At 60.5% G+C, this 24,220-nt stretch carries 21 protein-coding genes; 10 read left to right on the forward strand and 11 right to left on the reverse strand.

The genetic code is table 11. The features are described from left to right. Positions 1-111 precede the first annotated feature (111 nt). Positions 112-405, forward strand: a complete 294-nt coding sequence (locus tag BLU24_RS07440; protein ID WP_007916610.1) for a co-chaperone GroES — start codon at positions 112-114, stop codon at positions 403-405. A 50-nt stretch (positions 406-455) separates the two neighbouring features. Further along, on the forward strand, positions 456-2,102 hold the full coding sequence (gene groL / locus BLU24_RS07445; RefSeq protein WP_090285825.1) for a chaperonin GroEL: 1,647 nt from the start codon (positions 456-458) through the stop codon (positions 2,100-2,102). A gap of 201 nt (positions 2,103-2,303) precedes the next feature. Here groL and BLU24_RS07450 read toward each other — a convergent pair whose 3' ends face one another. Next, the gene (locus BLU24_RS07450; protein ID WP_093098805.1) at positions 2,304-3,047 is read right to left on the reverse strand and encodes a phosphatase PAP2 family protein; all 744 of its coding nucleotides are present in this window, start codon (positions 3,045-3,047) and stop codon (positions 2,304-2,306) included. A gap of 221 nt (positions 3,048-3,268) precedes the next feature. Here BLU24_RS07450 and colR point away from each other — a divergent pair, with 221 nt between their 5' ends. The 5 genes from colR to BLU24_RS07475 all read left to right on the forward strand — a co-directional run bounded on the left by colR (position 3,269) and on the right by BLU24_RS07475 (position 6,994). Further along, positions 3,269-3,940 carry a two-component system response regulator ColR gene (gene colR, locus BLU24_RS07455; RefSeq protein ID WP_064119015.1) on the forward strand — a complete coding sequence of 224 codons (672 nt, stop codon included), beginning with the start codon at positions 3,269-3,271 and terminating at the stop codon, positions 3,938-3,940. Beyond that, positions 3,940-5,223 carry a sensor histidine kinase gene (locus BLU24_RS07460; RefSeq protein ID WP_090285818.1) on the forward strand — a complete coding sequence of 428 codons (1,284 nt, stop codon included), beginning with the start codon at positions 3,940-3,942 and terminating at the stop codon, positions 5,221-5,223. Before colR ends, BLU24_RS07460 begins: the two co-directional genes overlap by 1 nt. A 152-nt stretch (positions 5,224-5,375) precedes the next feature. Next, the gene (locus BLU24_RS07465) at positions 5,376-6,044 is read left to right on the forward strand and encodes a class I SAM-dependent methyltransferase (protein ID WP_090285815.1); all 669 of its coding nucleotides are present in this window, start codon (positions 5,376-5,378) and stop codon (positions 6,042-6,044) included. A gap of 3 nt (positions 6,045-6,047) precedes the next feature. Continuing rightward, a complete protein-coding gene (locus BLU24_RS07470; protein WP_093098808.1) occupies positions 6,048-6,764 on the forward strand; it encodes a lipopolysaccharide kinase InaA family protein in 717 nt (238 codons plus the stop codon). Between the two features lie 2 nt (positions 6,765-6,766). Then, positions 6,767-6,994 carry a hypothetical protein gene (locus BLU24_RS07475; RefSeq protein WP_090285811.1) on the forward strand — a complete coding sequence of 76 codons (228 nt, stop codon included), beginning with the start codon at positions 6,767-6,769 and terminating at the stop codon, positions 6,992-6,994. Positions 6,995-7,150: 156 nt separating this feature from the next. On the opposite strand, the gene BLU24_RS07480 is transcribed toward BLU24_RS07475, so the two are convergent. The 10 genes from BLU24_RS07480 to BLU24_RS07525 all read right to left on the reverse strand — a co-directional run bounded on the left by BLU24_RS07480 (position 7,151) and on the right by BLU24_RS07525 (position 21,144). Further along, complete coding sequence (locus BLU24_RS07480) at positions 7,151-10,186, reverse strand: multidrug efflux RND transporter permease subunit (RefSeq protein WP_093098811.1); 3,036 nt, start codon at positions 10,184-10,186, stop codon at positions 7,151-7,153. 13 nt (positions 10,187-10,199) lie between these two features. After that, positions 10,200-11,348, reverse strand: coding sequence for an efflux RND transporter periplasmic adaptor subunit (locus BLU24_RS07485; RefSeq protein WP_093098814.1), 1,149 nt, complete (start codon positions 11,346-11,348; stop codon positions 10,200-10,202). 156 nt (positions 11,349-11,504) lie between these two features. After that, complete coding sequence (locus tag BLU24_RS07490; RefSeq protein WP_093098816.1) at positions 11,505-12,605, reverse strand: DUF1513 domain-containing protein; 1,101 nt, start codon at positions 12,603-12,605, stop codon at positions 11,505-11,507. A 14-nt stretch (positions 12,606-12,619) separates the two neighbouring features. Continuing rightward, positions 12,620-13,684: an imelysin family protein gene (locus BLU24_RS07495; RefSeq protein WP_093098819.1), complete on the reverse strand. Its 1,065-nt coding sequence runs from the start codon at positions 13,682-13,684 to the stop codon at positions 12,620-12,622. A 28-nt stretch (positions 13,685-13,712) separates the two neighbouring features. Further along, a complete protein-coding gene (locus tag BLU24_RS07500) occupies positions 13,713-15,140 on the reverse strand; it encodes a di-heme oxidoreductase family protein (protein ID WP_093098821.1) in 1,428 nt (475 codons plus the stop codon). A gap of 293 nt (positions 15,141-15,433) precedes the next feature. Next, positions 15,434-16,786: an imelysin family protein gene (locus BLU24_RS07505; RefSeq protein ID WP_090285797.1), complete on the reverse strand. Its 1,353-nt coding sequence runs from the start codon at positions 16,784-16,786 to the stop codon at positions 15,434-15,436. A gap of 184 nt (positions 16,787-16,970) precedes the next feature. After that, positions 16,971-19,022: a putative bifunctional diguanylate cyclase/phosphodiesterase gene (locus BLU24_RS07510; RefSeq protein ID WP_090285796.1), complete on the reverse strand. Its 2,052-nt coding sequence runs from the start codon at positions 19,020-19,022 to the stop codon at positions 16,971-16,973. A 328-nt stretch (positions 19,023-19,350) separates the two neighbouring features. Next, entirely contained in the window at positions 19,351-19,947 is a 597-nt protein-coding gene (locus BLU24_RS07515; protein ID WP_093098823.1) for a superoxide dismutase, read from the reverse strand. Between the two features lie 187 nt (positions 19,948-20,134). Beyond that, a complete protein-coding gene (locus BLU24_RS07520) occupies positions 20,135-20,737 on the reverse strand; it encodes a LysE/ArgO family amino acid transporter (protein WP_093098825.1) in 603 nt (200 codons plus the stop codon). Between the two features lie 5 nt (positions 20,738-20,742). Continuing rightward, on the reverse strand, positions 20,743-21,144 hold the full coding sequence (locus BLU24_RS07525) for an ACT domain-containing protein (RefSeq protein WP_093098827.1): 402 nt from the start codon (positions 21,142-21,144) through the stop codon (positions 20,743-20,745). A gap of 96 nt (positions 21,145-21,240) precedes the next feature. Between BLU24_RS07525 and BLU24_RS07530 the strand changes: the two genes are divergently transcribed. From BLU24_RS07530 to BLU24_RS07540, 3 genes are all read left to right on the forward strand, one after another. Next, the gene (locus tag BLU24_RS07530) at positions 21,241-22,128 is read left to right on the forward strand and encodes a LysR family transcriptional regulator ArgP (protein ID WP_093098830.1); all 888 of its coding nucleotides are present in this window, start codon (positions 21,241-21,243) and stop codon (positions 22,126-22,128) included. Positions 22,129-22,223: 95 nt separating this feature from the next. Next, positions 22,224-23,216, forward strand: a complete 993-nt coding sequence (locus BLU24_RS07535) for an NAD-dependent epimerase/dehydratase family protein (RefSeq protein ID WP_093098833.1) — start codon at positions 22,224-22,226, stop codon at positions 23,214-23,216. Between the two features lie 116 nt (positions 23,217-23,332). Further along, the gene (locus BLU24_RS07540; RefSeq protein ID WP_093098836.1) at positions 23,333-24,190 is read left to right on the forward strand and encodes an ATPase; all 858 of its coding nucleotides are present in this window, start codon (positions 23,333-23,335) and stop codon (positions 24,188-24,190) included. The last annotated feature ends 30 nt before the right edge of the window (positions 24,191-24,220 follow it).

Consider the following 24,220-nt stretch of genomic DNA (forward strand, 5'->3'; position numbering starts at 1 on the left):
CGGACAGACTTGCGCGGTTCGCTCGACGAGCCGCACCCGGCACAGGCCGGATTTGTTAAACCCGCCGGGACTACACCGGCCGATGAAAACCACAATTAGGAGAGATCGACAATGAAGCTTCGTCCTCTGCATGACCGCGTCGTCATCCGTCGCAGCGAAGAAGAAAAGAAAACCGCTGGCGGTATCGTCCTGCCAGGTTCGGCTGCTGAAAAAGCCAACCACGGTGTGATTCTCGCTGTAGGCCCGGGCAAAGCTCTGGAAAACGGCGAAGTGCGTGCACTGTCCGTGAAGGAAGGCGACAAGGTTGTGTTCGGTCCTTACTCCGGCAGCAACACTGTGAAAGTCGATGGCGAAGACCTGCTGGTAATGAGCGAGAACGAAATCCTCGCGGTTATCGAAGGCTGATACTCCCGTTCATTTTCCCGTTACTACAAAGTATTTAAGGAATATCGATCATGGCTGCTAAAGAAGTTAAGTTCGGCGATGCCGCCCGCTCCAAGATGCTCAAAGGCGTCAACGTTCTGGCTGACGCGGTAAAAGCGACCCTGGGCCCGAAAGGCCGTAACGTGATCCTTGAGAAGAGCTTCGGCGCTCCGACCATCACCAAGGACGGCGTATCCGTCGCCAAAGAAATCGAACTCGAAGATCGCTTCGAAAACATGGGCGCGCAGCTGGTCAAAGACGTTGCCTCCCGTGCCAACGATGACGCCGGTGACGGTACTACCACTGCCACCGTTCTGGCTCAGTCGATCGTCAACGAAGGCCTGAAAGCCGTCGCTGCCGGCATGAACCCGATGGACCTGAAACGCGGCATCGACAAGGCAACCATCGCCATTGTCAAAGAGCTGAAAGCCCTGTCCAAGCCATGCGCTGACTTCAAGGCCATCGCTCAGGTCGGCACCATCTCGGCCAACTCCGACAACTCCATCGGCGACATCATTGCCGAAGCCATGGAAAAGGTCGGTAAAGAAGGCGTGATCACCGTTGAAGAAGGCTCGGGCCTGGAAAACGAACTGTCGGTTGTAGAAGGCATGCAGTTCGACCGTGGCTACCTGTCGCCGTACTTCGTCAACAAGCCGGACACCATGGTTGCCGAGCTCGACGGCCCGCTGATCCTGCTGGTCGACAAGAAGATCTCGAACATCCGCGAAATGCTGCCTGTTCTGGAAGCGGTTGCCAAAGCCGGCCGTCCGCTGCTGATCGTTGCCGAAGACGTTGAAGGCGAAGCCCTGGCGACTCTGGTTGTGAACAACATGCGCGGTATCGTTAAAGTCGCTGCCGTCAAGGCACCAGGCTTCGGCGATCGTCGCAAGGCCATGCTGCAGGACATCGCTGTTCTGACCGGCGGTACCGTGATCTCCGAAGAGATCGGTCTGAGCCTGGAAAGCACCACCCTGGAGCACCTGGGTAACGCCAAGCGCGTGACCCTGTCCAAGGAAAACACCATCATCGTTGACGGTGCTGGCGTGCAGGCAGACATCGAAGGCCGTATCGCTCAGATCCGTGCCCAGGTTGCCGAAACTTCCTCCGACTACGACCGTGAAAAACTGCAAGAGCGTCTGGCCAAGCTGTCCGGCGGCGTTGCAGTGATCAAGGTTGGCGCTGGTTCCGAAGTTGAAATGAAAGAGAAGAAGGCCCGCGTGGAAGATGCCCTGCACGCAACCCGTGCAGCCGTTGAAGAAGGCGTGGTACCTGGCGGTGGCGTAGCGCTGATCCGTGCTCTGGAAGCCCTGACCGAACTGACCGGCGACAACGCTGACCAGAACGTCGGTATCGCTGTGCTGCGTCGCGCTGTTGAAGCGCCGCTGCGTCAGATCGCTGCCAACTCCGGTGATGAGCCAAGCGTAGTCGTCAACGAAGTGAAGAACGGCAAAGGTAACTTCGGTTACAACGCTGCTTCCGGCGAATACGGCGACATGATCGAAATGGGCATCCTGGACCCAACCAAGGTAACCCGTTCGGCTCTGCAAGCCGCAGCCTCGATCGGCGGTCTGATCCTGACCACCGAAGCAGCTGTTGCTGACGCACCGAAGAAAGAAGGCTCGGCTGGCGGCGGTATGCCAGACATGGGCGGCATGGGTGGCATGGGCGGCATGATGTAAGCCAGCCTTACCCCCCCGTAACGAAAAACCCCGCCGGCGCAAGCCAGCGGGGTTTTTTATTGCCCGAATTCTGGGGTGGGCTACAGACCGAGGTGTGGCCATCGCTGGCAAGCCAGCTCCCACAGGAGTCCAAGGTCAGGCACATAGTGTGTGAACACTCTCAGTCCCTGTGGGAGCTGGCTTGCCAGCGATGGCGTCCGATCAAGCGCTGACGGGGCGTGCTTTGACAACCGCCGCAGCCTTGCCCGCCGGGCGATACAGCACCCAGTAATAAGCCCCCAGACAAATCAGCCAGCAGAAAATCGCCGTCCACACGTTATGCGAAAAGAAGTGCGCGCCCTGCATCATCCGGCTGATCGAAAACACCGAGCCCAGCGCAAAGGCAAAAACAAACGCCTGCCGCGCCAGCCGTGGGCGACGATCGCGCAGAACAAAGAACAGCGCAAACAAGGTGAAACCTGTCGCCGCATGCCCGCCGGGCCAGCAACGCCCCGGCTTGTCAGTGGCGGGACGATGTTCCATCAGTTTGCTGTACGTTTCATGCCCACCGAACTGCTCAAGGCTCCACGGGCATTGCACCGCCGTCACGGCTTTGACCGGGGTTACGAACGAAGTGGCCAGGCCCAGCGACAGCACCAGGCAGCCCAGCTCACGCTTGAACGGTTTAAGTCGGGCGAGGAAAAACGAGGCGATGAAACCCAGGATCGCGAACACCGAGAAGGCGATGACCACTTGTTTGGCGCGGTCATGCAGGATGTCTTCGAGAAAATAGCTGTGCCGTCCGATGAAGTCGCCGGCGACCGGGTCATAGAACAGTCGGGCCAGATCCATGTCCAGATCGGTCAGTTCGAGCAACACCAGAATGATCGCCGCGACCGCGGGTATGCCCAGGCATAACCACAGATTCAGCGGCCGGGAAACGGGACGGGCAGAGGTCAACGCCATGGGCAATTCCTTGGTCGGCAAGTATGTTCAGGGGAGCGCAATCGCGCGGAGTCTGCGCGTACGGGCGTTGCCGATTCGTTAATCGAAAGTGAAAAAAACGTTGGCGGGCGGCATCAGCATTTTTATCGCCAAACAACCCTACACACGCCTAGCCGTGAGCCACACTTGGCCGTAAGCTGCGCGGGCCAAGACGGCCGTAACCCCGTTCGGAGGAGGTGCCCATGCGAATTCTGTTGGTCGAAGACAACCGCGACATCCTGGCCAATCTGGCCGATTACCTGGGCCTCAAGGGCTACACCGTCGATTGCGCGCAGGACGGTTTGTCGGGCCTGCACCTGGCCGCGACCGAGCATTACGACCTGATCGTCCTCGACATCATGTTGCCGGGGATCGACGGCTATACCCTGTGCAAACGCCTGCGCGAAGATGCACGGCGTGACACACCGGTGATCATGCTCACCGCGCGTGACCAACTGGACGACCGCTTGCAGGGCTTCAAGTCGGGTGCCGACGATTATTTGATCAAACCGTTTGCCTTGTCCGAACTCGCGGCGCGGGTCGAAGCTGTGATGCGTCGCGCTCAGGGCGGTGGCCGGCGCGCCTTGCAGGTCGCCGACCTGAGCTATGACCTCGACACCCTGGAAGTGACGCGCGACGGCAAACTGCTCAAGCTCAACCCGGTCGGCCTGAAGCTGCTGGCCGTACTGATGCAGAAGAGCCCGCATGTGTTGCGCCGGGAAATTCTCGAAGAAGCCCTGTGGGGCGATGACTGCCCGGACAGCGACAGCCTGCGCAGCCACGTGCACCAGTTGCGCCAGGTGATCGACAAGCCATTCGCCAAGCCACTGCTGCACACCGTGCACGGGGTGGGTTACCGCTTGGCCGACGTGTAATGGAGTTCAGGCAAAGCCTTTCGCAGCGGATCATCATTGCCTTTGCCTTGATGAGTGCACTGGTGGCCGGCGCGTTCGCCATGGGCATTGTCGCGACGGTGCATCTGGTCGAGGAAAAACTGATTTCGGCGGGGCTGGGCGGCGACTTGCAGCGCTTGTTGCTGATGGACAACGTTTCCGACTGGAGCCACCGCCCCGAACCGGATCAGCTGTTCTATTTCAGCGGCGGGCCAGGCGATTTCGATCTGCCCAAGGACCTGCGCCATCTCGATGCCGGTTTTCATGAAGTGTTCCGCGAGCAGCTGTCGTATCACGCGATGGTCGAGATCGTCGATGGCCGCCGGTACGTTCTGTTGCAGGATCAAAGCGATTTCGAAGAGCGCGAACGCGTTCTGTTTGCCGTGGTGCTGGTGGGTTTCGTACTCAGCCTGGCGCTGGCGGTGTTCCTCGGCTGGGTGCTGGCGCGCAAGGTGATGGCGCCGGTGGTACGGCTGGCGCGGCAGGTCCGTCATCGCGATCAGTTGCTCGGGCTGGCACCGCCGCTGGCTCCGGATTATGCGGCGGATGAAGTCGGTGAACTGGCGGTGGCGTTCGACGCGACGTTGGGGCGCCTGCGTCAGGCGCTGACCCGCGAGCGCTTGTTCACCAGCGACGTCAGTCATGAATTGCGTACGCCGCTGATGGTGCTGGCCAGTTCCTGCGAGCTGCTGTTGGAGAATCCGGGCATCGATCAGCGCGGTCGCTCGCAGGTCGAGCGTATCGCTCGTGCCAGTGAGGAGATGCGCGAATTGGTGCAGACGTTCCTGATGCTGGCGCGCGCGCAAAACGAAGAGCCCGGAGCGGCGCCGCAACACAACCTTACGCAAGTGGCGCAAAGCCTGCTGTGCCTGTGGCGCGAGCCGATCGAGCGCAAGGGCCTGAGGCTGGTGTTCGAGCCGGGCAGCCCATCGGACGCCCGCTACAACGCGACGTTACTTAACGCGGTGATGGGCAACCTGCTGCGCAACGCGCTGCATTACACCGAGGAGGGTTTCATTCGCCTGACCCTGACGGCTCACGGCTTTATCGTCGAGGATTCCGGCGTTGGGATTCCCGAGGAAAAGCGCGAAGCGATGTTCGAACCGTTCGTGCGCGGCAGTGAGAAACGCGGTGACGGCCTCGGGCTTGGCTTATCGCTGGTGCAGCGCATCTGCGAAAACCAGGGCTGGACCGTGAGCTTGAGCACGATGGAACCCAATGGCTGCCGATTCGAGGTAGATCTTGGCGTGAATGCAGGCAAATAGTCGCGACAGGCTACTCCCGTCAAGCTGTCTGATTCCTGTATAACGTTGTAATACTTTGCCGGTTTACCTGACATTTTTTTCACAATTGGATGACCTGACGCTGACACGCCGCTGACTAAGGTGGCGTCATCAGACATTCAGGAGTCCAGATCATGGCCGACCCGATCAAGCTCGATTTTTCGGAAAAGTACGACGACCAGCATGCGCAGAGATATCTGCGCAAGCACAAGGAAAGTATGGGCCGTCGCCTGTCGCATTGGCGCGATGAACAGTTGGCGCGCAAGGCCTTGTCACTTGCAGGCGATCCCGGTCTGGTGCTGGATTTGCCCTGCGGCGCCGGGCGTTTCTGGCCAATGCTCGCGGAAAAACCCAACCGGGTGATCATCGGTGCGGACAACTCCGAATCGATGATCAAGACAGCAATGCAGGGGCAACCGGCCGATGTGGTCAAGCGGGTCCAACCGCTGCACACCTCGGCGTTCGACATTGCCTTGCCGGACAACTCGGTCGACAGCATTTTCTGCATGCGGCTGCTGCACCACATCGGTGAGTCCGAGCACCGCCAGGTGATCCTGCGCGAATTCGAGCGCGTGAGCCGCGACAGTGTGATTGTTTCATTGTGGGTAGACGGCAATTTCAAAGCCTGGAAGCGCAAGCGCGCCGAGCTGGACCGGCCGAATCGTGATTACCAGAATCGTTTTCTGATTCCGGCGGCGACGATCGAGAAAGAATTTGAACAGGCCGGGTTCCGCATTCAGGAACAACTGGACTTTATACCGCTCTATGCGATGTGGCGGGTTTACGTATTACGCAAGAGGTAAGGGATGGCAGTGCAAGCAGCAGTTGAAGCGAACGTCGCTTCGCAAGATGGTTTCGATTATTACTGGGCCCAGCGTGGCGAATGGGTTGAAGAACCCAACGTACGCCGCGGTGGCGAAAGCGGGGTACAGCGCATCGTCGGTCGCGACGGTCAGTTGCTGTACGCCAAGCGCCAGACCGGACACATCTATCGCAGCTGGTTGCATCCGTTCGGTCGTCCTACCGTATTGCGCGAACTCGATGCGCTGACCGGCGTAAGCAAGCTCGGTGTACGCGTACCGAAAATCGTTTTCTGTGGCGCTCAGCCTGATCCGCAGCACAAATGGCGCGCACTGCTGGTGACCCAATCCCTGGACGGTTTCCAGGAACTGGAGCATTGGCTGGCCGCTGCCGGCGGTCGCGATCAATGTGGCGACGTGGTCTATGAGCGCGTGCTCAAGGACTTGGCGGAAAATCTCGCGCGCATGCACAAGGGTCGCTGGCAGCACAGCTGCATCTACATCAAGCACGTATTCGTGCGGGTGACCGGCGAGGGTGAGTCGGCCAAGGTCGAAGTAGCGTTGATCGATCTGGAAAAATGCCGCCAGCGCCTGACCGCCTATCGCGCCGCGCAGCACGACATGAAGCAACTGCGTCGCCATTCGTCGTTCCGCGATGCCGACTGGAAAAAACTCGTCTATTTTTATGAGACGGCGTTTGGCAGCGCTATCAAAGGTTTATAGCGATGAAACTAGAAATTGCACGAGGTTTGTTTCTGGTCGGAGCCTTGGCAGTCGCTTCATTGGCGGTGGCTGCCTGGGAGCAGCCCCGCATGCAGGTCATCGGAGCGTCCACGACGGACGCTCATTGCACACTGCCACGAGTAGCGAAAGCCTCCGTGGCGACCAAACCCGATCATGATCTGCTGTTGTTCATGTTCGGGCTATCTCAAGGGATGAGGCCAGCCAGTTGAAATTGATGCCCACGTAAAAGGCCTCGCAGATGCGAGGCCTTTTTTTACACACCGCTCCCCCTTGTAGGAGTGAGCCTGCTCGCGATAGCGGTGTGTCAGTCAACATTATGGAAACTGACATACCGCCATCGCGAGCAGGCTCACTCCTGCAAGGGGCTAAGTGGTGGGTTTGGGATCGGGTTTCGCCAGCAGGGTATAAACGCACGGCAACACGAACAGCGTGAACAGCGTGCCGATGGACATGCCCGTGGCAATCACCATGCCGATATCAAAGCGGCTGACCGCCCCCGCGCCCGTCGCGAGAATCAGCGGCACCATGCCGAACACCATCGCCGCCGTGGTCATCAGCACCGGGCGCAAGCGAATCGCCGCGGCTTCTTCAACCGCTTCACGCGCGGTCAGGCCTTTGTCCTTGCGCAACTGGTTGGCGAACTCGACGATCAGGATCCCGTGCTTGCTGATCAGGCCGATCAGCGTCACCAGCCCGACCTGGGTGTAGATGTTCATGCTCGACCAGCCGAGAAACAGCGGAATCAGCGCCCCGCAGATCGATAACGGCACCGTCACCAGAATCACCAGCGGATCGCGGAAGCTTTCGAACTGTGCCGCCAGCACCAGAAAGATGATCGCCAGCGCCAGGGCGAAGGTGACCCACAAGGCGCTGCCTTCCTGGACGAACTGGCGGGAGGCGCCGCCATAGTCAAAAGCAAAGCCAGCGGGTGCTTCCTCGCGAGCGATCTGCAACACCGTGTCGATGGCTTCACCCATGCTCACCAGCGGGAAACCGGAAATCTTCGCCGCGTTGAGTTGCTGGAACTGGTTGAGCTGACGCGGTCGCGCACGGTCGCTGACCTTGATCAACGTCGACAACGGCAACAGTTCGCCCTGGGTGTTCTTCACGTAGTAGTTGTTCAGCCAGTCCGGGTTGTCGCGGTAGGCGCGTTCGACCTGCGCGATCACCTTGTAGCTGCGTCCCTCAATGGTGAAACGGTTGATCTCGGCCTCGCCCAACAATGTCGCCAGGGTGCCGCCGAGGTCCTGCATGGACACGCCCATCTGCGCGGCCTTGGCGCGATCGATATCGACCACCACTTCCGGTTTGTCAAACGCCAGATCAAGGTCGACGAAGGCAAACTTGCCCGACTCCATCGCACGTTTCTTGATTCGGTCGGCGACTTGCAGCAGCAGTTCGTAATCGTTGGCCGTGTTGATCACGAATTCGAACGGCAAGCCTTCGCCGGTGCCGGGCAGGGAGGGCAGGTTGAAGCCAAAGATCTGCAAGCCCGGAATGCTTTCGAGTTTGCCTTGCACTTGCGGCAGGATTTCCATCTGCGTGCGGCTGCGCTCGTTCCACGGTTTCAGCAGGAAGCCGCCAATCCCCGCCTGCACACCGTTGTAGCCGTTGATCTGGAACGAGGAGTAGTACTCGGGGAATTCCTTGAAGATCGTGATGAATTCGTCGGTGTAGGTGCTCAGGTAATCAAGGTTGGTCGGCTGCGGCGCACTGGCCATCATGAAAATGATGCCCTGGTCTTCGTCCGGCGCCAGTTCCGACTTGGTGAACTTGAGGAACAGCGGAATCAGGCACAGCACGATCAGCGCAAACACCAGCACCACCGGCCGTGTATTGAGCGTGCCATGCAGCATGCTCTGATAGCGGCGTTTGAGGCTGTCGAAGATCCGGTCCAGACGATGAGCCAGGCCACTGGGGTTCTGGTCATGCCGCAGCAGGAACGCGCACATCATCGGTGACAGGGTCAGGGCCACGACGCCGGAAATCACCACCGCGCCGGCCAGAGTCAGGGCGAACTCCTTGAACAGCGCGCCGGTCAGGCCGGTGAGAAAACCGATCGGCGCATACACCGCCGCCAGGGTGATCGTCATCGACACCACCGGCATGGCGATTTCGCGGGCGCCTTCCAGCGCGGCGTCGAACGGTGTCTTGCCTTCCTCGATGTGACGATGGATGTTTTCCACCACGACAATCGCATCGTCGACCACCAGGCCGATGGCGAGGACCATTGCCAGCAGCGTCAGCAGGTTCATCGAGTAGCCCATCATCTGCATGAAGAACATCACGCCGATCATCGACAACGGAATGGTCACCACCGGGATCACCACCGAGCGCAGCGCACCGAGGAAAAGGAACACCACGACGATGACGATCAGCACCGCTTCGAACAGGGTTTTCACCACTTCGTCGATCGAAGCCTGGATGAACAACGTGGCGTCGTAGGCGATTTCGCTTTTCAGGTTCGGCGGCAACTGCGCTTCCAGCTCCGGCATCAGCTTGCGCACTTCCTTGATCACGTCCAGCGGGTTGGCCCCCGGTGTCGCCTTGATGCCGATGTACACCGATGGCGTGCCGCCGAACGAGCTGATCGAGTCGTAGTTTTCCGCGCCCATCTCCACCCGTGCGACATCGCTGAGCAATACGCGGCTGTCGCCATCGACCTTGAGCGGAATCGCGGCAAAGGCTTCGGCAGACTTCAGCTCGGTGTTGGCGTTGATGCTGGTAACGGTGTACTCGCCTTTCACTTCGCCGGCGGCGGAGAGAAAGTTGTACTGGCGAACCGCGTTGGTCACATCGGCGGCGCTGAGACCGAAACCGGCGAGTTTCACCGGGTCGAGCCACAGGCGCATGGCAAACACCTGATTGCCGAGAATCTCTGCTTCGGCCATGCCCGGCAGGGTCGCCAGTTTTGGCTGGATCACCCGTGACAGGTAATCGGTGATCTGCGGGTTGCTCAGGTCCTCGCTGAAGAAACTGATGTACATCAGGGCCGAGGCGTCGGCGGATTCCTTGCTCAGCACCGGATCTTCGGCGTCCTGCGGCAGCTTGTTTTTTACCTCGTTGGCCTTGGCCAGCAGTTCGGTGAACAGGCGATCGGTGTTGGCGCCGATTCGCGCATAGATCGAAATCACCGAGAAGTTCTGCCGGCTGACCGAGGTCATGTAGTCGATGCCCTCGGCACTCGCCAGACTTTGCTGCATCGGCTGGGTGATGTAGCCCTGAATGGTTTCGGCATTGGCCCCGGGATAGGCGGTGGTCACCGTGATCAGCGCGTTTTCCATTTGCGGGTACTGGCGCAGCGGCAACTTGCTCCAGGCCTGAAAGCCGAGCAGCACAATCAACAGGCTGACCACGGTGGCGAGCACCGGGCGACGGATGAACGGGTCGGTAAAAGCCATGGGGATTCCTTGATCAGTCGGCGCGGGGCGGACTGTTCTGCTCGCCGAGGGTCTTGTCGTCGCTGATGGCGATGTGTGCACCGTTGTCCAGTTTGATCTGGCCGGCCGTCACCACTTGCTCGCCGCTCTGCACGCCCTTGTTGATCATCACCAGGCCATCGCGGCGCTCACCGGTTTCGATGAAACGGCGTTCGGCGATCAGCACCGGTTGGCCCTTGTCGTCTTTTTCGACGCTGCCGTCCTTGGCTTTCTTCTGCCCGACCACGTACACCGAGTTGCCGTAGAGGGTGTAGGTGATCGCGCTCTCCGGCACCACGATGTGTTTCTGCGGCTCCGGCAGCAGCACTTCGAGACTGGCGAACATGCCCGGCAGCAGTTTGCCATCGGGATTGGCCAGGGTCGCGCGGACCAGAATGTTGCGCGTGCTGCTTTCGACGATCGGGTTGATCGCGCTGATCTTGCCAGCGAAGTTCTGTTTCGGATAAGCGGCGACGGCGATCTGGACCGGTTGACCGATGGCCAGTTTCGGCACCGATTGTTCAGGCAGGTAGAAGTCGGCGTAGAGGCTGCTCAAATCCTGCAGCGTGGCGATTCTGGTGCCGCTGGCGAGGTAATCGCCGACGTCGACCTGACGGATGCCGATGGTGCCGCTGAACGGCGCGAGAATGCGTTTTTTCGCCAGCGACGCGTTGAGCTGATTGACCGTGGCCTTGTTCTTTTGCAGCACAGCGGAGAGGCGGTCGTACTCGCCTTTGGAGATGGCGCGGCTGTCGACCAGTTGGCTGCCGCGGCCGAAATCCAGTTGTGCCAGGCCGAGGTCGGCCCTGGCGGTTTCCAGCAGCGCGGTTTCGACGGCGCTGTCGAGTTGCAGCAGCGGCTGCCCGGCCTTGACCTTCTGCCCCGATTCGAACTTGAGTTCGGTCACCGTGCCGGCGACTTCCAGGCTCAGTTCGACACCTTGCAGCGCCTTGAGCGTGCCGACTGTCGGCAGGCGCATCTGCCATGGCTGTTCACTGGCCCTGGCCACGGCGACGCTGATCGGCGGTTTCGGTTTGGAAAAACCCTGGATCATCGTGTAGATCGAAAAGGCTTTGTACCCGCCCAGCACCAGGACGATCAGCAACACAACACCCAACATGATCAGCATGCGGCGACGCAGCATATTTCCAGTTCCTTGGATAAATCAGGTGAGACAGGCGGGCACATTACTCCGAGTACAAGGGGTATTCCAACTGGCAGTTATTACAGGCGATGAAAAGGCGAGGGCCATGAAATGACGCTCGCCCTCGAGATGCTGTCAGCCGCTGCCGCGCGCGGCTTATGCCATCAGATGCAGATGGTTGTCCCAGAGCCCTGCGGGCAGATCCAGCGGCTTTGCCAGCAACTGCGCCTGACGGCAATCGTAATAACGGCAACGGCCTTGACCTGAGGTCACGACAAAACCGTCCTGCACCGCACCGACCCCGGCGCAATCGGGCAACGGCGCGTCGAGGCGCACTTCGCCGCTGTCCAGATCCCAGATGAAAAAACGGTTGCCCCGCGGCGCGGTCAGCGCGACCAGCCGTAACTCGCTGTGCACCGCGACGCTGGCGGTGTAATGCCCCATCGCTTGCAGCTGGTGTTCCGGCACCGGGAATGCCACGAAGGGTTGCCCCGGACGCTTGATCGCCAACAGCTCCGAGCGCTCATGAGAGGCGCCCATGAACTGCTGACCGGCGACGATGGTGCCGTCACTGGCGATGCCCAGGTGACGCACGCTGTTCATCTGCTGGGCGAGGGTTTCCTTGCTCAGCAGCGTACCGTCGCGCTGCATCAGCACCAGGCTCGGTTCCATGGCGTTGAGGTTCATGTCGACGCGGCTTTCCGCCTCGGTTCGAATCCCGCCGTTGGCCACCACCAGGGTTTCGCCGTCGGGCATCCACGACACCTGGTGCGGACCGAGGCCGTGGGTGGAAATCTCACCGCTGTGCACCAGCCGTTCGCCTTCGAATCTATACACGCCGAGCAAACCACGGCCCGGATCGGAAGTGTCGTTCTCGGTGGCGTACAAATACTCGCCATCCTTGTGCACCACGGCATGCCCGTAGAAATGCCGGTTCGGCTGCGAGGTCACGGTTTGCAGCAAGGTCCCGTCGCGCAGGTCGATCAGATAACTCTCAGTGCCCGGACGCCGGGCCACAAACAGCGCGATCGGCTGCGTCGGGTGGTTGATGATGTCGTGGCAGCGCTGGCCGACCTGCGTGGCGAACACCCGCGTACCGTCGAGCCGATAACCGACGGCGTAATGCTTGCCGTCGGTGTCGTCGCGCGCCGACAACAGCAGCGGGCTCTGATCCTTGCGTTTGAACAGCGTCCAGCCGCCCAGCGTCACTGCTCCCAGCAGCACACTACCTAAAGTCAGAGCCTGGCGTCGCAGCATGGCACTTGCCCTCATCAGTCACCGTCGTTGGCGTTGAAGCCCAGTTGAATGCCCAGCGCCTTGGCCAGTTCGCCTTCGTGCAGGCGATGGACGACGTTGAGGCTGTCGTAAATGTCGTTCAGTTGCTGGCGACCGGCGTCGTCTTCGAGCATTTCGCCGAGCGAGCGCTGGGTGCTGTCGAACAGTTTCAGCGAGGCGGCGTAGGCGGCGTCGATCTTGTCGGCCAACGGCTTCTGCTCGGCTGGCAACAGACCGCGCAGGCCTTTGTTGTCGACGCCTTCCCAGACGGTTTTGGCCGCTGCAAGGCTGGCTTCCAGTGCGGTCATCGATGACTGGCTGCGCCATGCATCAGCCTGGAACGGCTGTGGCACGCCCTTGCTCTGGCGGCCCATCGGCGTGCCGAGCTTTTTCTTCAGGGTGTCCAGTGCGGTGACCTGCACACGCAGCAGATCGGCGATCGCTTCGTGGGAGTCGGCATAACGCTGATTCGGGAATTTGCTCATCTGCGCGAGCATGCCGTCGGTGTTGTTCCAACCCTGCAGAATCTCTTCGGCCAGTTGTTTCTGGCGTTCGCCGATGGCGATCAGCAGCGGGCAGTATTTGGCTTTCTGCTCGGCATTGGCGACATCAGGCTTGGCATCGAAGAGGATGTATTCATAAGCCGACAAGCCCTGAACCACCACGCTCGACTTGGCCAGTGCGGCGGCGTCGATCTGCGGCTGCGCTACGACCAACTGCTCGACCTGACGGCCAACAAGGTTCTTCTTGTCCGGCCAGAACTGCACCTGCCACGAACGATTGCCCTCGGCCAGTGGGCCGATCAGTAACGGTTGCAGTTCGGCCCAGGCCTTTTGCGCATGAAGGAAATCGGCGCGCGCGGTCTCCAGGGTTTCCTTGCCCTGGCAGTAGGCGAGGGCGCTGACCGCCAGTTGTTTATCGGCTTCGACCCAGCGGGTATAGGTCGGCAGAATCACCGACTTGGCGATGGCCGCCGACGTGACCGCTTGCGGGTCCTGCGGCGAGCAGGCGCCGAGGGCGAGCGCGGCAAGGCTGGTGAACAGTAGCTTGGGACGGAACATGTCGGGCTCCCGATTCTTTTTTCAGTATTTAAAGTGAGTTCAAAAATGCCAGCAACGCAGCGCGCTGCTCGGCATTGAAAGACAAAACCTGCTGCTGCGCGGCTTGCGCTTCGCCGCCATGCCAGAGCACGGCTTCAAGCAGATTGCGCGCGCGGCCGTCATGCAAAAATTGCGTGTGGCCGCTGACCGCTTGCGTCAGGCCGATCCCCCACAATGGCGGGGTGCGCCAGTCGCGGCCGGTGGCCTGGAATTCGCTGCGATTGTCCGCCAGACCGTCGCCCATGTCGTGCAACAGCAGATCGCTGTACGGGCGAATCACCTGATTGGCCAGTTCCGGTTCGGCGGCGTTGGCGGCAGTGGTGTATTTCGGTGTATGGCACGACTGGCAACCCGCCTGGAAAAACAGATTCTTGCCCGCCAGCACCTCGGCATCATTGACGCCGCGTCGCGCGGGCACCGCGAGGTTGCGGCTATAGAACAGCACCAGTCGCAAAATGTTGTCGCTGACTTCCGGTTCGGCATCCGGGCCGTTGCCGTTCGGTGCCTGCTTGCAGGCGGTTTGCGCGTCGGAGCAGTCATCGAACGGGCGCAGGCTGGTGGTCAGGCCCATGTCACCAGAAAACGCGTGCACATTCTGTTGATTGAGGTTCGGTTGCCCGGCTTTCCAGCCGAAACGGCCGATGACGGTTTTCTGCAACACATCGTCCCAGACCCGGTTCGGCCGGCCGTTGATGCCCTGGTTGTCTTTGGCTTGTGCGGCAGCGTTGGCGAGAATCGCCTCTTCGGGGATCGCTTCAAGCAGACCCAGGCCAATCATCGGCGGTGCCACCCGCGCGGAAAACCGCGTGTCCGGGTGCATCGGCCCGTAGCCCAGTTGCGTAATCTGCAGGACCGGTTTGCGCAGCTCGACCTCCGTGCCATCCGCGAACCGCACCGGCACCGGTGTGTAGTCGACGCGCACCTTGCCCTCCGGCGCAACGCCGGGCACGGCCATGTCCTGGAACTGGCCGCCGTAGACCGGTTCCGGGACCACGCCAAGCTGTTCGATGACTTTGGTGAATTGCGGCGAGTCGGGAATCGACAGCCTGACCAGCATCGACACCGCATTGCTTGCGCCCGGCGCCGGTGGATGACCGCGACCGTCCTTGATGTGGCAATTTTGGCAAGCGTTGGTATTGAACAACGGGCCGAGGCCGTCGCGCGCGGTAGTGGTCGAGGGCGCGATCACCCACGGGCTGCGAAAGAAGCTGTTGCCGACGCTGAAATCCACCCGTCGCGAGGGTGGGAGATTGGCAGACGGCAGGGAAAACGCGTTCTGATCGCTCTTGCGCACTGTCGCCGCACCACCCGAACGCGCCTCACCGGGCTCGGCCTTGGTGAAACGCGGGGCGTCATCGCAGGCACTCAGGCCCAGGGCCAGCAACAGTGCAGACAAGCGAAGAGGCAGCGAGGGCATCAGACATCCTGCAGACGGGCGAAAACAAAGGCGCAAAGTTTAACAGGGCCGGGGAGTTTGAATAAGAGGAATTATCGTTTGCTTGATTTGCGGCAGAGTTTCACTTGAGACCGTGCTGCCCCTATCGCTGGCAAGCCAGCTCCCACAGGTTTTGCAGTGTTTGCAAAATCTGTGTACGCCAACCCTTCCCTGTGGGAGCTGGCTTGCCAGCGATGGGGCCACCAGCATCACCACAAAAAGCAGAGATGAAAAAGGCGACCCGAAGGTCGCCTTTTTTGAAGCGCACGCGTTGATCAGAACTCGTGATCGGCGTTGTCCGGGTTCAGGTCGCTGATGCCCAGTTTGCCGGCAGCGGCTTCGATCGAACCGGTCTGCTTGACCAGCGCGGCGATCGCGTCACGAACGATCTGGTTGCCCGCGGTGTTGCCAGCCGCGATCAACTGGTCGTAGTGCTCGCCCTTGTTGGCGTGATCGACCATGACCTGGATCTTCGCTTCGGTTGCGGCCAGATCGGCTTTCAGTGCGGTGTCGGCAGCCGGATCAGCCTTGGCCACCAGCGACGACAGGCTGGCGCCGGTCAGCTTGGTGCCGTCGACGCGGGTGTACTCGCCCAGGTAAACGTTACGCACGCCTTTGGCATCGTAGAAATGCGAGTAGTGGGTGTTGTCGCTGAAGCAATCCTGCTCGTCTTCCGGGGAGTTGGCTTCCAGGGAAACTTTCATGCGCTCGCCGGCCAGTTCGCCGAGGGACAGGCTGCCCATACCGAACAACATTTTGCGCAAACCGGATTCACCCGGCTCGGCTTCCAGCGTGGCGCGGTAGTTGTCGGCCACGTTTGGCTTCCAGTTGCCGACCATTTCTTCCAGATCGCTGACCAGCAGCTCGGTCACGGCTTTCAGGTAGGCACGGCGACGATCGTTGTGACCGCCGGTGGCGCCGGCGCCTTCCAGGTAATCGGAGGCCGGACGGTTGCCAGCGCCCGGGCCGGTGCCGTTGAGGTCCTGGCCCCACAGCAGGAATTCGATGGCGTGGTAGCCGGTAGCGACGTTCGCCTCGGAACCGCCCAGCTCGTTGAGACTGGCGAGTTTTTCCGCGGTGATGTCCTTGACGTCGACCTTGTCTTCGCCAACCTGAACTTCAGTGTTGGCGATGATGTTGGCGGTGGCACCCGGGTTACCCAAGGCGTGCTCGTAGGATTTGTCGACGTAGTCGATCAGACCTTCGTCCAGCGGCCAGGCGTTAACCTGACCTTCCCAATCATCGATGATGGTGTTGCCGAAGCGGAACACTTCACTTTGCAGGTACGGAACACGGGCGGCGACCCAGGCAGCCTTGGCGGCTTTCAGGGTGTCGGCGTTCGGCTTGGCGAGGAACGCGTCGATCGCGCTCTGCAAGGTTTTCGCGGTGGATTCGGCATCGCTGTAGACGGCGAAGACCATGTCGGCGTAGTGCGCGACCACAGCCTTGGCGGCAGCATCGTCGACTTTACCGGCAGCAGGCGCAGGCGTAGCGGCAGGGGCTGGAGCAGCGCTGCTGGAAGCCGGCGTCATTTCGGAGGCTTTTTCTTTGTCCTTGCCTTCGCCGCAACCGGCGAGGGAAATAGCGATGGCCAGCAGACTGGCGGTAGCCAGAGGCATACGAATCATGGCGAACATCCTGCTTCGGTAGTTGAGTGGACTGGCGCCGAGGGCGCGCAAAACTGCGACATAATGCAAATCTTTCGCATTATGTGTAAAGGGTTGTGGCTGGAAATATTTCTTGTTTACAACATGGGTGCGCTGGATCAAGCGCACGATCCTGATCGGCAAGAGATGCCGCGTTCATGGCATTTCATAGAATGGCGGCATTGCTGCGTTGCGCCTGCTTGAGATAAGCGCTCAACTCACGAGCCGGCAGCGGTTTGCTGTAGTGATAACCCTGACCCTCGTGGCAGCCTTCGGAAATGATGTAGGTCTCCTGCTCGGCGGTTTCCACGCCCTCGGCGATCACCTGCATGCCGAGACTCTTGCCCAACTGGATAATCGCGCGAACGATGGTCGCATCGTCGTCGTCATCGAGCAGGTCCTGCACGAAGCTCTTGTCGATTTTGATCTTGTCCAGCGGCAGGCTTTTCAGATAACTCAGCGATGAATAACCGGTGCCGAAATCGTCAATGGCGATCAACGCTCCGGAGCGGCGCAGGCTCAGTAGATGCTGGGCGGCGGTGCTGATGTCTTCCATCAGGCCGGTTTCGGTCACTTCCAGCTCCAGACTGCGCGGCGGCAAGCGGTACATCTGCAACAGGTTGTTGACCACTCGCGGCAGCTCGGCGTGGTGCAGTTGCACCGTCGACAGATTGACCGCCATGCGCAGATCGGCAAAACCCTGATCGTGCCAGTCGCGTAGCTGCTTGCAGGCTTGATCGAGCACCCATTCGCCGATGGCGATGATCGTGCCGTTCTGCTCGGCCAGCGGAATGAACAGGTCCGGCGGCACCAGACCGTGCTCGGGATGCTGCCAGCGAATCAACGCTTCGACACCGACCACGCGATGATCGCGATAGCTGATCTGCGGCTGATAGACGAGGTAGAACTGATCGCGGATCAGCGCATCGCGCAGGTCTTTTTCCAGCTCGCGGCGGCGACGCATCTCGCTGTCGACACTGGCGATGTAGAACTGGTAGCGGTTGCGCGAGCGAGTCTTGGCCAGGGTCATGGTCTGCTCGGCTTTCTGCAACAGCTTCTCGGTGCTGTCGCCATCCTCCGGAAACAGAGTGATGCCGATGGTCGCGCGCAGGCGGATCTCCTGATGATCAAGGGCGAATGGCGCTTCCAGATCGTCGAGGATGCTTTGCGCCAGTTCCGCCGCTTCGTAGGGCTGTTCGATATCGGCCTGGACCAGCGCGAACTGATCGCCGCCAAGACGGGCGAGGGCGCCGAGGCGACCGCTGTGGGCGCGCAAACGGTCGGCCAGCGCCAGCAGCAACTGGTCGCCGGTCTGGTAGCTGAACTGCTCGTTGATGCCTTTGAAATCATCCAGCCCTACGCACAATACCGCGACGCGGCGTTGCAGCTTGCCGGCGTCGACCAGAATCTTGTCCAGTTGCTGCTGCAACTGCTGGCGGTTCGGCAGGCCAGTGAGGAAATCGTATTGGGCCATGCGCAGCAGGCTGTTTTCCGCTTCGTGACGCAGATGGGTGTTGCGTTCGATCGATTCCAGCAACTGATTGGCGGTGTTGATCCATACGCCCAACTCGTTTTTCTCGTGGCCCTTGAGCTGCGGAATCTTGTGTTCGCTGGGGCGATCCGGGTTGATCTCGGTGAGGTGCTCGATGATCCGCGACAGCGGTTTGGTCAGCAGCCAGTGATAAACCAGATACAGCACCAGGCCCATGGCCAGCGCCCGCAAGACCCCGGATATGAAGATGATCACCGAACTGACGAGAAAACCTTCGCCATAGGTGGCGGTGTCGAGGGTAATGCTCAGGTCGCCGTAATACTCGCTGTACGGCCCGCGCCCGACCAGTTGGGTGGTAAAGGTACGTTCCTGACCGAGGATCAGGTCGGTCAGCCAGCGGCTGTTGGAATGCTGCAGCTCGCGGGATTTCTGCGCGAGCATGGCTTCGTTGGGATGGCCGATGGACGCCTGACGCACGGCATCGTCCTGGAACAGGCCTTCGATCACCTGCATGCCCATTTCCCGGTCCAGACTGTAGACAGCCTGAGTCGACGGGTCGCGGAACATGTCGAGAATCCGCTCGGCATCGCCGGCCACCGCCTGACGGGTCTTGTAGGCATCGAAGACGATCTGCGCACAGCTCAAGACCACGCCGACGATCAATGCCGACAGGAGCACGACCCGGAGCAACTTTACCGACAAGCTGTTCTTGAGTTCCAGCTTCAAAGGGGTATTCCTTGTTCCGTGCGGGTAGCGTCAAGTTGCCATGAGTATTGGCAATCCCGGGGTGGCAGTCAAAGGGACAATCGGGCTCAGGGAGATTCACCCGTGCCTTGGTCAAAATGCTGCCAATTGGAGTATTAGCTCTGAATTAACTGTGTCGGTAGTGGCGGCCCTCAACTTGAGCCTGCACATGATATTTTTTGCGCTCTGTGATGGTAGCTTCCCGTGCGCTCCCGACAAACGGCACGAAGCTGTTTTCAGCGTGAGAAAAACGCCATCCGCGAGCATAAAAAAACCCGGCAATAGCCGGGTTTCTTGTCTGACGTGCAGCTTAAGCAGTGAAGGCTTTGCCTTCGAACTGCTCGGCCACGAACTTCCAGTTGACCAGGTTCCAGAACGCTTCTACGTACTTCGGACGCACGTTGCGGTAGTCGATGTAGTAGGCGTGTTCCCAGACGTCGCAGGTCAGCAGCGGGGTGTCGCCGCTGGTGATCGGGTTGCCGGCGCCGATGGTGCTGGCCAGCGCCAGGGAACCGTCAGCCTTTTTCACCAGCCAGCCCCAGCCGGAACCGAAGGTGCCGATCGAGGTTTTGCTGAACTCTTCCTTGAACTTGTCGAACGAACCGAAGGCTGCGTTGATCGCTTCAGCCAGTGCACCGGTTGGTTGACCGCCGGCGTTTGGCGCCAGGCAGTTCCAGTAGAAAGTGTGGTTCCAGACCTGAGCGGCGTTGTTGAAGATACCGCCCGAGGAAGTCTTGACGATTTCTTCCAGGGTCTTGCCTTCGAACTCGGTGCCTGGCACCAGGTTGTTCAGGTTCACGACATAGGTGTTGTGGTGCTTGTCGTGGTGGTATTCCAGGGTTTCCTTGGAAATGTGCGGCTGCAGGGCATCGTGTGCGTAAGGCAGCGGCGGCAATTCGAAAGCCATGATGATTCTCCTAATCAGGTCTGTTGCGGTGAGCGCAAGGCCGATCACGGGCGGCCAGAAATGCACCGGCGAGTTTTTACTCTTTGCGGCGCAGGGTCTGGATCATAGCACCGGGGTTGCGGCATAACCACGCAACAACTGTGTGGGATAGAGGTTCAACGGCATCCTCTTGGCTGTTTGGAATAAATCAGTTCGCAATAATCAGCTGCCCGGCCACCGTGAACATCATCAATGCCACCACCAGGTCAAGAATCCGCCAGGTACTGGGGCGAGCGAGCCACGGTGCCAGCCACGCCGCGCCGAGCGCCAGGGTGAAAAACCACAGCAGCGAAGCGCTTGCCGCGCCGACCACATAAGCCCCCGGCACCGATTGTTGGGCGCCGAGCGAGCCGATCAGCAACACGGTATCCAGATAAACGTGTGGATTGAGCAGCGTCACCGCCAGCGCGCTGAGCATCACCGCGCGCAATGAACGCACGGTCTGCTTTGCGCCTTGATCCAGGCTTTGCTTCGAACAGGCCCGACGCAACGCCTGGCTGCCATACCAGATCAGAAACGTCGCGCCGCCCCAACGGGCGATCGCCAGCAGCGTCGGGTTCTGCGCAAGAATCGTCGCCAGGCCGAACACCCCGGCCGCCACCAGCAGCGCATCGCACGCCACGCACAGTGCGGCGACCGGCAAATGATGTTCACGGCGCAGGCTCTGCGCCAATACGAAGGCGTTCTGGGTGCCGATCGCCATGATCAGCCCGAGGGCCACCAGCAGGCCGTTCACATAGCTTTGCCACATAACGTTTACTCCGCGTTGGCTGCGAGATCGCGCAGCACTTGCATGGCGCGTTCGGCGTCGGCCTGGCCGACGAACAAATGGTCGTGGTAGTAGCCGGCAATCACGTTGCAACTGATCCCGGCCTGGCCCAACGCCGTGGCGAACGCGGCGGTGAGACCGACCGCTTCCAGCGCGGAGTGCACGTTGAGAGTGATCCACGCCGCCACATAGTCGAAGTGCAAACCGGCCTGTTCGGCATGGGCACGCTGCACGATCACCGTCAGGCCTTCCTGCTCGCGAAAGCTGCCAACAATCTCAAGATCGCTCGGCAGCACGCCATCGGACAGGGTGCAGAACACGTATTCGCCGGCGTTGAGTTGCGGGCTCATGCTGCGCAATAAAGTGGTGAGTGAAGTTTCGCCGGCCATGAACGTGATCCTTGGGAAAGAGTGCTTGCTGGCTATTCTCCGGTCGAGCGATGTATAAGAAAAACCAATATTGCTGATCGCTCATTAGGAAAACTGATGTTCGACTATAAATTGCTGTCTGCCCTGGCCGCCGTGGTTGAACAGGCCGGTTTTGACCGGGCCGCGCAGGTACTGGGTTTGTCGCAGTCGGCGATCTCGCAGCGGATCAAACTGCTCGAAGCACGGGTCGGCCAGCCGGTGCTGATTCGCGGCACACCGCCGGCGCCAACCGAGATCGGCCGACGCTTGCTCAACCATGTGCAACAGGTGCGTTTGCTGGAGCGCGACCTGCAAAGCGTCGTCCCGGCGCTGGACGAAGAGGGGCTGCCGGATCGTCTGCGCATCGCGCTCAACGCCGACAGTCTCGCCACCTGGTGGGGGCAAGCGGTGGGGGATTTCTGCGCTGCCCAGCATTTACTCCTCGACCTGATCGTAGAAGACCAGACGGTCGGCCTCAAACGCATGCGCGCCGGTGAAGTGGCAGCCTGCCTTTGCGCCAGCGAGCGACCGGTGGCCGGCGCGCGCAGTGTGTTGCTCGGGGCGATGCGTTACCGCGCTTTGGCCAGCCCGGCCTTCATCGAACGGCATTTCCCCCAGGGTGTGCGCGCCGAACAACTGCCGCGCACGCCGGCACTGGTGTTCGGGCCGGACGATTTTCTGCAGCATCGCTATCTCGCATCGCTGGGCGTCGATGGTGGTTTCGAACACCATTTGTGTCCGTCTTCGGAAGGTTTCATTCGCCTGGCCGAAGCCGGAATCGGCTGGGGACTGGTGCCGGAGTTGCAAGTGCGCGAACAGTTGCGCAGCGGCGTATTGCGCGAGTTGTTGCCAGATAAACCCATCGATGTGCCGCTGTACTGGCATCATTGGCGCAACGGCGGGCAATTGCTCAACCTGCTCACCGAGCAATTACTGCGCTCGTCACCGCAATGGCTAGTGGCTTAGAAGCAGCTGCGAGCGTCAAGCTGCAAGCGGCAAGCGCAGCGTTTTAACTTGCAGCTAATGGCTTGTAGCTTGCAGCTGTATCTGTGGAGTTTTTGATGAAGATTTTGGTTACCGGCGCAAGCGGCTTCATTGGCGGACGCTTTGCGCGTTTCGCCCTGGAGCAGGGCCTGGAGGTGCGCGTCAACGGGCGCCGGGCCGAGAGCGTCGAGCATCTGGTGCGCCGTGGCGCCGAGTTCGTGCCCGGCGATCTGACTGATGCCGAACTGGCCCGCGAGCTATGCGCGGATGTGGAAGCCGTAGTCCATTGCGCCGGTGCGGTCGGTGTGTGGGGGCGTTATCAGGATTTCCATCAGGGCAACGTGCAGGTCACCGAAAATGTCGTTGAGGCCTGCCTCAAGCAGCGGGTCCGGCGTTTGGTGCACCTGTCATCGCCGTCGATCTATTTCGATGGCCGCGACCATCTCGGTCTGACCGAAGAACAAGTGCCGAAGCGCTTTCGGCATCCGTACGCGGCGACCAAGTATCTGGCCGAGCAGAAGGTCTTCGGCGCTCAGGAATTCGGCCTGGAAACCATCGCGTTGCGCCCGCGTTTCGTCACCGGGGCTGGCGACATGAGCATCTTTCCACGCCTGCTCAACATGCAGCGCAAGGGCCGTCTGGCGATCATCGGCAATGGCCTGAACAAGGTCGATTTCACCAGCGTGCACAACCTTAACGAAGCCATGCTCAGCGGTTTGCTGGCGGCGGGTTCGGCGCTGGGCAAGGCCTACAACATCAGCAACGGCACGCCAGTGCCGCTGTGGGACGTGGTCAACTACGTGATGCGCAACATGGACGTGCCGCAGGTGCGCAAGTATCGCTCCTACGCGCTGGCCTACAGCGTTGCCGCGCTTAACGAAGGCGCCTGCAAACTCTGGCCGGGGCGTCCGGAGCCGACGCTGTCGCGGCTGGGCATGCAAGTTATGAACAAAAATTTCACCCTCGACATCAGCCGCGCCCGGCATTATCTGGACTACGATCCGAAAGTCAGCCTGTGGTCGGCCCTCGACGAGTTCTGCGCCTGGTGGAAGGCTCAGGACATTCGTTGAAACCATTCGGTCGGCTGGCAATGAACCGCACACCCGGATGGGGGTCAATGCCTGCGGCTGCGGCGGTTATACTTCGCAGCATTTAGCCATCACCGCGTTTCTCAAAGGTTGCCTCAATGTCCATGCGTAACGATGCTCACGACGACGATTTCGATAACGTGCCCAGCCTGCGCGCCGACCCCTTCGACGACGATGACATTCCAACCACCGCCCGCACCTCCGTGCACTCGCGCACGCCCCCGGTGGTCAAGGTCAAGGCAGCCAGCACCGGTCCTTTGTGGGCGTTGGTCGGCGCCTTGTTCTTTGCCTTTATCGGTCTGGCCTGGTGGAGTTTCCAGCAGATCTCGTTGATGGAGCAGCAGTTGGTCGCGACTCAGGAAAGCTTCGCGCGGATCAGCGAAGAAGCGGCCGGGCGCCTGCAGGACATTTCCGGCAAGGTTGTGGCCAGCCAGTCCAACGTCAGCAGCGACAGCGAAGCGCTGAAGCTGCAAATCAAGCAACTGGAAGGCAAGTTGCTCGATCAGAGCAAACAGCAGCAAGGCGTCGCCGGGCAGGCCAGCGATCTGGACAAGCGTCTGGCGCAGATGACCGCACAGACCAGCGAGCTGCAGAACGCCAACAGCCAGTTGCAGGCGCAGGTGAAGACCTTGAGCACGGAACTGACCACGCTGAAAAGCACACCGGCTGACACCAGCAAGCTCGACGCGGAATTGAAAGCGTTCGATGCGCAGTTCAAGAGCCTCGGCGCCGATATCGTGGCCTTGAAGAAACAGGGCAACCCGAGCGCCGCCATCGATCGACTCGAGCAGGAAATCGTCGTGCTCAAAAGCGAGCAGGACAATCGCCCGGCAACCCCACAGGGTGGCGGCAACACCGCTGAGTTCGACGCCTTCCGCGCGCAGATGACGCGCAACCTCAACACGCTGCAGGCGCAGATCCAGAACCTGCAACAGCAGATCAACGCGCGACCTTGATAGTCGATGGCTGTGGTGGGGCATGCCTTA

The sequence above is a fragment of the Pseudomonas sp. Z003-0.4C(8344-21) genome (assembly GCF_900104975.1).
Lineage (GTDB): Bacteria > Pseudomonadota > Gammaproteobacteria > Pseudomonadales > Pseudomonadaceae > Aquipseudomonas > Aquipseudomonas granadensis.